This is a genomic window from Caulobacter sp. P1_B12_2 (assembly GCF_056406675.1).
In genome coordinates, this window is record NZ_JBFTZS010000224.1 from 1 (window position 1) to 7,349 (window position 7,349).

Sequence of the window (7,349 nt, forward strand, 5' to 3'; positions counted from 1 at the left end):
CCTTCGATCCCTCCAACGCCAACATCTTTGGCCGGATCGTCAGCCTCCAGCTGACAAGCGCATTCTGAAGCCTGTCGTCCACGACGTTTGATCTGGGGCGCCTGGCCGCTTCGCGGGATGGAAAGACTTCACGTGCTGTTCTCCTACTTCGAAGCGGCCAGGCGCCCCAGATCAAACGTCGTGGACGACAGGCTTCAGAATGCGCTTGTCAGCTGGAGGCTGACGATCCGGCCAAAGATGTTGGCGTTGGAGGGATCGAAGGCGCCGTAACTGTTGCCCGCTTGGGTGAGCGCCACCGGCGGATCTTCGTTGGTGAGGTTCTGGACGTTGACGGCGACCCGCAGCGAACGGAACCTCGCCCCCTCGCTCGGAAACTCGTAACGCAGGCCAAGATCGACCGTGGTCCACGACGGCACCTTGCTCTGCGGCTGGCCCGTGAGCGGAAGCGTGTTGGTGTAGGAGCCGACATAGTTGATGAAGAGGTTGGCGCCGAACCTGCCCTGGTACCAGCCGATCTGACCGCGGCCGCGCAGGCTGACCGGGTAGTAGAAGGTGTCCAGCACGTCGGTTTCGGGCGCACCGGCGACCGGTTGGATGGTCTGGTTCAGAATCTTGGTGGCGCTCGCCCCGACGGACCAATGCCCTTTTCCGATGTCGAACAGATAGTTGGCCTGGAAATCGAGGCCGTCCTGGAAGGTCGTGGCCGCGTTGGTCGAGCGCGCGTCAAGGATAACATTGACCGAGCAGGCGCCGACGATGGTGGTGTTGTAGACCGCAGGATGCGCCGCGATGAAATCGGCCAGCACCGGATCATAGGTCGAAGGCGTGCCGTTCACGCATCCGGCCGGATTGTTCACCGGGGTGATGTACCCATCATAAAGCGCGGCATTCGCCGGGTTCGACAGGAACAGTCCGAGGTTCGGATTGACGATCTGATTGGAATACTTGGTGTTGTAATAGGTCGCCGAGAAGCTGAAGCCGGTGCCCGGAGGCCTGAAGTCCAAGCCGGTGGACCAGGTCGTCGCGGTTTCCGGCTTGAGCTCGGGGTTGGCGCCGAGCATCAGATAGGTGCTGCTGGCTCCGGGAAAGAGGAACCCGATATCGGTGCGGCCCGAATTGTTGGCGAACGGCGCGCCGACTACGGCCGACGAGTAGTTTTGCGGATTGGTGTCGGTCAGGGCCGGGGCGCGGAACGACGTCCCCCAGGAGCCACGGACCGAGATCGCGTCATTCACATCCCAGGTCGCGCCGACCTTGGGATTGGTCGTGCCCCCAAAATCCGAATAGTCGTCGTAGCGGATCGCCACGTCGACCTCGAGCGACTTCACCAGCGGCACGTTCATGTCGCCGCCGACGATCGGCACGAACAGCTCGGCGAAGGCCGACGCGGTGCTCCGATCGGCCGTCGCGTCGTTGGTCACCGCGTAGGTGTTGTTGGTCGGATCGTCTTCGAACGCGTTGTTGCTGGCGTTGCGCAGATGTTGGCGGTTGAAGGCCAGCTCACTGCCGAACGCGGTGCGGACCTTGCCGCCGGGCAGCGAGAACAACGGTCCGTTCAGCTTGATCATCGCGTCATAGAAGGTGTTCCAGGCCTGCTGGGTGTTGGTGCCCATGAAGCTGGCGTATTGCGCCTGGGTCAGCGGGGTCGTGCTGTACGGATTGATCCGGCCGGCGGTGATTTCCGCGGCCAGGGCCGCGCCATTGGCGTTGTTGTTGTAGTTGCAGATGCCGCACGTCGAGTCGTGGGCGTAGGTGACATAGGCGTCGGCGTTCCAGCTGCCCGGCAGGCCGGCCTTGAAGCCGCTCGTGACGCTGATCGTCTCGGTCGGGTTGGAGGTGACGGAGCGGCCGCCAAAGAACGTGACCGGATCAACCGCGATTTGCTGGCCCAAGGCGCCGCCGCACAACGCGCTCGAACTGGCGGCCGCGGCCGGCGCGCCGGCGATGTAGTAGGGGCCGCCTTGGCAGACGGTGACGATGTTTTGGACCCGGCTGTTGCCGTAGGCCCCCGTTGTCGTTTCGCGGTTGGTGTAGAAGCCCTCGACGAAGAACGACAGCGCCGAATTGAGTTCCTGGTTGAAGAACACCGCGGCCTGGTGCCGCCGCTGGCGCCCCAAGTAGTCGTTGAAGTACGACGAGTCGACGAGGTTGGCGCCGGACGTCAATTGCGTGAACTGAGGATTGGCCCCGGCGTTGCCCGGCACCGTGTAGTAGCTGTAGGCTTGGCCGTTGCCGCCGACGAGCAAGGTCGGGGTCGAAACCGCGATCGTCGCGTCGACCGCGCGAGCATCGATGCCGCCCAGGGGCCTGAGGTCGCGCCGCAGGAAAGGAGACTCGCCGCTGACGAAGGACTCGCGCGAGTCATAGTCGTAAGTGGCGATGATGTTGCCGGTGGACCAGCTATGGCCGGCGGTCACCGATGCGCCCCAGTTGTTGTGATAACGGTCGAAGGTGTCGCGAGCGGTGACTTCCACGCCGTCGAAATGCTTACGCAAGACATAGTTGATGACGCCGGACACCGCGTCCGAGCCGTAGATCGCCGAATTGCCGTCGCTCACCACTTCGATACGTTCGATCGCGGCGATCGGCACTTGAATGGATTCGGTGAAGGTGGCGCCGGCCCCGCTCGGCACGACCCGGCGTCCGTCGACAAGGGTCAGGGTAGCCGACGTGCCAAGGCCGCGCAGGTTGATCGCGGTGCCTTGAGTGGCGTTGCCGTCATAGCCGGACGTGCCGCCCTGGCGATAGACGGGGCCGGAGCCGCCGGCGTTGGGATTGTTCTGCACCTGCGGGAGAGTCTGCAGGACCTCGTTGAGGTTGGTCAGTCCGGTGGCGAGAATTTCTTCGCGACCGATCGTGATCGTCTCCGACCCGACCGGCCGGACGCCTGAGATATTGGTGCCGGTGACCACCACCTCGGCGACGGCGTTGCTGTCGGTGTCTTCCGACGTCTGGGCGCCGGTGTTCGCCGTCTTGGTGGCTTGGCTTTCGGCCTGGCCGTCCGTTGCGGCGCTTTGAGCATAGGCCGGTGAGGCCAAGGCCATACCGATGATCAAGGCGGCGGCGCTGGCCCCGTGAAGCAGAAATTGTGCAGATGCCTTCATTTTTCCCTCTCAAGTCATTCTTAGAGGTGGCGCATCACCTCCCCCGCGAGCTGGCGGCTGGCGCCGCTTCTCTCGCCCAGGGTGCAAGCGACCGCCGGCAGGGGGCGTGCGATGGCGACGCCGAGCGGCGTCGTTTGCAACTTGGATTCCCCTGCCGGCGCTCAACCCTGGCCGTGCTCACAGCCTTGATGAACCGGCGTTTGGTGATTACAAAATACAATTAACCGATAGATCGATCAGTAAACTGGATTGATCGATCGGGGCCAGGGCGTGGACGGCGCGCGGTGATCGACGCCCTCTCGAAGGGTTCGCAGCTTTTTGGAAATCGTCCGCGACCCAACATTTTCACGCGCCCCACGGCGTGCAGCGCTGATAAGCGCGACAATGTCCTGCCGCGGATGGGACCGAGCCGATCGTCACCGATGCGGCGCCTTCACAAGCAACGCCCACACCTCGCCACCCAGGCAAGAGGCGCGCGGCTTCGAGCTCGCCGGCCTCACCCGCGATGACACGCTCGGTCAGATCGCCATGTCGCTGAACACCGCGCGACCAATGCGCCGGATCGTCTGCGCGTGCTTTCCCTCGTCGGCTTTGCGCTGACTGAGGATGATCGGAGACACCAGCGGCTCGGTGATCGGCGCATAGCGGATATCGGATCGCTGCAAATGCTGCATCGAGCTGGGCACGATCGAGCAACCCGATTGGGCCGCGACCAACCCAAGCGCGGTCTGCACTTCGCGCACCTCGACGATCCGTTCCGGGCTGCAGCCGTGGTCGCGTAAAAGTTCGAGCACCTGATCGGCGTAGCTAGGACGCGGGACGCTCGGGTAGATCAGCAGGACGCCGCGGCAAAGATCGGCCAGCCGAACCGGCCGATCCTGCTGCGCCAGCGGGCTGCACGAGGATAACGCCGCGACAAGGGGTTCATTGTACAAGATCTCTCGCCGGATCGCCGGGTCATCGATCCGCACTCTGCCAAATCCGGCGTCTATGCGCCCGTCATGAAGCGCTTCGACCTGCTGAACGGTCGTCAGTTCGATCAGTTCAACCTCGGTGTCGGCCGCCTGATCTCGGAACCGGCGGATGACCTCGGGCAACGCCCCGTACATGATCGAACCGACCACCCCGATCACGAACCGGGGGCGCCCAGCCGCGGTCAGTTGCCGAATATTGTGCGTGATCTGCTCGATGCCGCCCAGCAACTGCACAGCTTGCTCGTGCAGCAGGCGGCCCGCCTCCGTRAGGCGGACCGGCCGGCTCGTCCGGTCGAACAAGGCGGCGCCGAGCTCAGCTTCCAGCTCGCGGATCTGACGGCTTAGGGGCGGCTGAGCAATGCCGAGCCGATCCGCGGCGCGGGTAAAATTGCGTTCCGCCGCGACGGCTACGAACGAACGAAGGTGACGCAGCTCCATGATACCGCCTGGGTATCATGTGTGACCAACTCGGTCTTTCCCAATCTCTCGACCGCCCCCTAAGACCTAACCAACGGTCAGGGAGCGCGATGTTGATCCGAGTTCGCGAGGTCGAGACATTTCTGGTCGATGTGCCGACGATACGGCCTCACGTCCTGGCGATGGCGACGATGCAGCGTCAGACGTTATGCATCGTTCGGGTACACTGCGGTGACGGCGTTATTGGCGTGGGCGAAGCCACGACGATCGGCGGCCTTTCCTACGGGCCCGAAAGCCCAGAGAGCATCAAGCTGATCCTCGACAGCTATGTCGCGCCGATCCTTCTGACCTGCAACGCGGCTCGCCCCGCCGAGGCGCTCGCCAAGATCTGCGCCAATATCGTCGGAAACCACTTCGCGAAGTCGGCGATCGAGACAGCGCTGCTCGACGCGCAAGCAAAGCGGTTAGCCATCCCGCTCAGCGAACTGCTGGGCGGGCGGGTACGCGATCGGCTTGCGGTGCTGTGGACGCTCGCCAGCGGCGACACGGCCACCGACATCGCCGAGGCCGAAGCGATGATCGACCAGCGCCGGCACGACACGTTCAAACTCAAGATCGGCAAACGCCCGCTCGCCGAGGATGTCGCTCACGTCGGGGCGATCAAGAAGGCCTTGGGAGATCGCGCGAGCGTGCGCGTCGACGTCAACATGGCATGGGACGAGACCACCGCGCGCAAGGGCGTGGCCATGCTGGCCGACGTCGGATGCGACCTCGTCGAACAGCCGATTTCACGCCATCACCGCGACGGCATGGCCCGGCTGACAGCCCAGGCGGCCATCCCGATCATGGCCGACGAGGCGTTGCAGGGCCCCGCCAGCGCCTACGAGTACGCGGTAAGCGGCGCGGCCAATGTGTTCGCGGTCAAGATCGAGCAGTCTGGGGGCCTGCGCGCCGCGCAGCAGGTGCAGGCGATCGCGCAGGCGGCCGGCGTGGCGTTGTACGGCGGGACGATGCTGGAGGGCGGCGTGGGCACGATCGCCTCGGCGCACCTTTTTTCGACCTTCCCGCAGCTGCGCTTCGGCACCGAACTGTTCGGTCCTCTGTTGCTGGCGGAGGAGATCCTGGAGGCGCCGCTCGACTATGCCGACTTCACCCTGGGGGTCCCGACCGGGCCGGGCCTGGGCATCGCTCTGGATTGGGACCGGGTCGCCTTCCTGAGGCGCGACGCCGCGCGCCGCACCCTGAGCATAGCAGCACACGCGGAGACAAACTGATCATGCTGTTTCAAGTCGAAATGGACGTTGAGGTCCCCGGCGATTTCGATCCGGCGCGGCTGGAGGCGCTCAAGGCCGATGAAAAGCAATATTCTCATCAGCTGCAGCGTTCGGGCAAGTGGCGGCATATTTGGCGGATCGTCGGCCGTTACGCCAACGTCAGCATCTTCGACGTCGAGAGCAACGCCGAACTGCACGAGCTCCTGACTAACCTGCCGCTCTATTCGCTCATGAAGATCAAGGTGACGCCCCTTTGTCGCCACCCGTCGTCCATTCACGACGACGACCGCTGAAAACATAAAGCCCGAAAAGGGAGAGGAAATGAGCCCCGATTTTGTAAAGACCGCCGCCGTCCAGGCGCTTTTGGACCGCGCCAGCGGCTCGACGTCGCCTGAGGGGGATCCCCGCCTCAAAGCGATTACGCGTGACCTGATCGAAGCGGTCATGGTCGCGGTCATCAAGCACGACATCAGCGAGGGCGAGTTCTGGCAGGCCATCACCTTTTTCCAACAGGGCGCTGGAGAATTCGGGCTGATCGTCCCGGGCACGGGCCTTGAGCATTTTCTTGACCTGTACACTGAAGCCAAGGACGCCGAAGCCGGCCTGGCCGGCGGCACGCCGCGCACCATCGAGGGGCCGCTCTATGTGGCCGGCGCCCCGCTGGTGGACGTCGAGGCCAGCCTCACCGACGATCCTGACGACACCGAGACCTTGTACATGAACGGCGCTGTCACCGGTGCGGACGGGGAGCCGGTCAAGGGCGCGATCCTGCATGTCTGGCACGCCAACTCCAAAGGGTGGTACTCGCACTTCGACCCAACCGCGGAGCAGACCCCGTTCAACAATCGCCGCCGCATCCGGCTGGGCGACGACGGCCGCTACGCCTTCCATTCCAAGATGCCGCACGGCTATAGCGTTCCACCGCAAGGCGCCACCGACCGGCTGATGAAGGTCCTTGGCCGCCACGGCAATCGTCCGGCCCACGTTCACTTCTTCGTCGAGGCGCCGGGCTACCGCCAGCTGACCACGCAGATCAACTTTGGCGATGACCCCTTCGCCGCCGACGACTTTGCGTTCGGCACGCGACCTGGTCTGCTGCCGACGCCCAACCGGCAGGGCGATGCGGTCTACATCGCGTTCGACTTCCAACTGCAGCGCGCCGCCGACGAGGCGGACGAGGCTCTGTCGGCTCGTCCGCGGCGCAGCGTCTGAAGGCCGGCGATGCGGAAGCTATTCCCCTCCCCCGGCGACGCGCTCGAGGGCCTRTTGTTTGACGGCATGACCATCATGTCGGGCGGGTTTGGTCTGTCGGGCAACCCCGAGAGCCTGATCCCCGTGATCAAGGCCGCGGGCGTGCGCGACTTGACCGTCATCTCCAACAACGCCGGCGCCGACGGCTTTGGCCTGTGGATGCTCCTTGAGAGCAGGCAGATCCGAAAGATGATCTCGTCCTACGTTGGTGAGAACAAGCTGTTTGAGTCACAGTATCTCTCCGGCGAGCTGGCGCTGGAGCTGACCCCGCAAGGCACGCTGGCCGAGCGCATCCGCGCGGGCGGGGCCGGCATCGCGGCCTTCTACAC

General features: G+C 64.3%; 6 protein-coding genes. 4 read left to right on the forward strand and 2 right to left on the reverse strand.

Annotation, left to right across the window (positions count from 1 at the left end; all coding sequences use genetic code 11):
• Nucleotides 1-194 precede the first annotated feature (194 nt).
• Together AC1DZ6_RS14685 and AC1DZ6_RS14690 are read right to left on the reverse strand one after the other, a co-directional pair.
• A complete protein-coding gene (locus tag AC1DZ6_RS14685) occupies nucleotides 195-3,044 on the reverse strand; it encodes a TonB-dependent receptor domain-containing protein (protein ID WP_477097897.1) in 2,850 nt (949 codons plus the stop codon).
• A gap of 578 nt (nucleotides 3,045-3,622) precedes the next feature.
• Nucleotides 3,623-4,516, reverse strand: coding sequence for a LysR substrate-binding domain-containing protein (locus AC1DZ6_RS14690; RefSeq protein ID WP_477097898.1), 894 nt, complete (start codon nucleotides 4,514-4,516; stop codon nucleotides 3,623-3,625).
• An 89-nt stretch (nucleotides 4,517-4,605) separates the two neighbouring features.
• Here AC1DZ6_RS14690 and AC1DZ6_RS14695 point away from each other — a divergent pair, with 89 nt between their 5' ends.
• From AC1DZ6_RS14695 to AC1DZ6_RS14710, 4 genes are all read left to right on the forward strand, one after another.
• Entirely contained in the window at nucleotides 4,606-5,769 is a 1,164-nt protein-coding gene (locus AC1DZ6_RS14695) for a muconate/chloromuconate family cycloisomerase (protein WP_477097899.1), read from the forward strand.
• Nucleotides 5,770-5,771: 2 nt separating this feature from the next.
• Complete coding sequence (gene catC / locus AC1DZ6_RS14700) at nucleotides 5,772-6,062, forward strand: muconolactone Delta-isomerase (RefSeq protein ID WP_477097900.1); 291 nt, start codon at nucleotides 5,772-5,774, stop codon at nucleotides 6,060-6,062.
• A 70-nt stretch (nucleotides 6,063-6,132) separates the two neighbouring features.
• Nucleotides 6,133-6,981 (forward strand): dioxygenase family protein, encoded by an 849-nt coding sequence (locus AC1DZ6_RS14705; protein ID WP_477097901.1) that lies wholly within the window; start codon nucleotides 6,133-6,135, stop codon nucleotides 6,979-6,981.
• 9 nt (nucleotides 6,982-6,990) lie between these two features.
• On the forward strand, nucleotides 6,991-7,349 hold a 359-nt coding region (locus AC1DZ6_RS14710), incomplete at its 3' end, for a CoA transferase subunit A (protein WP_477097902.1).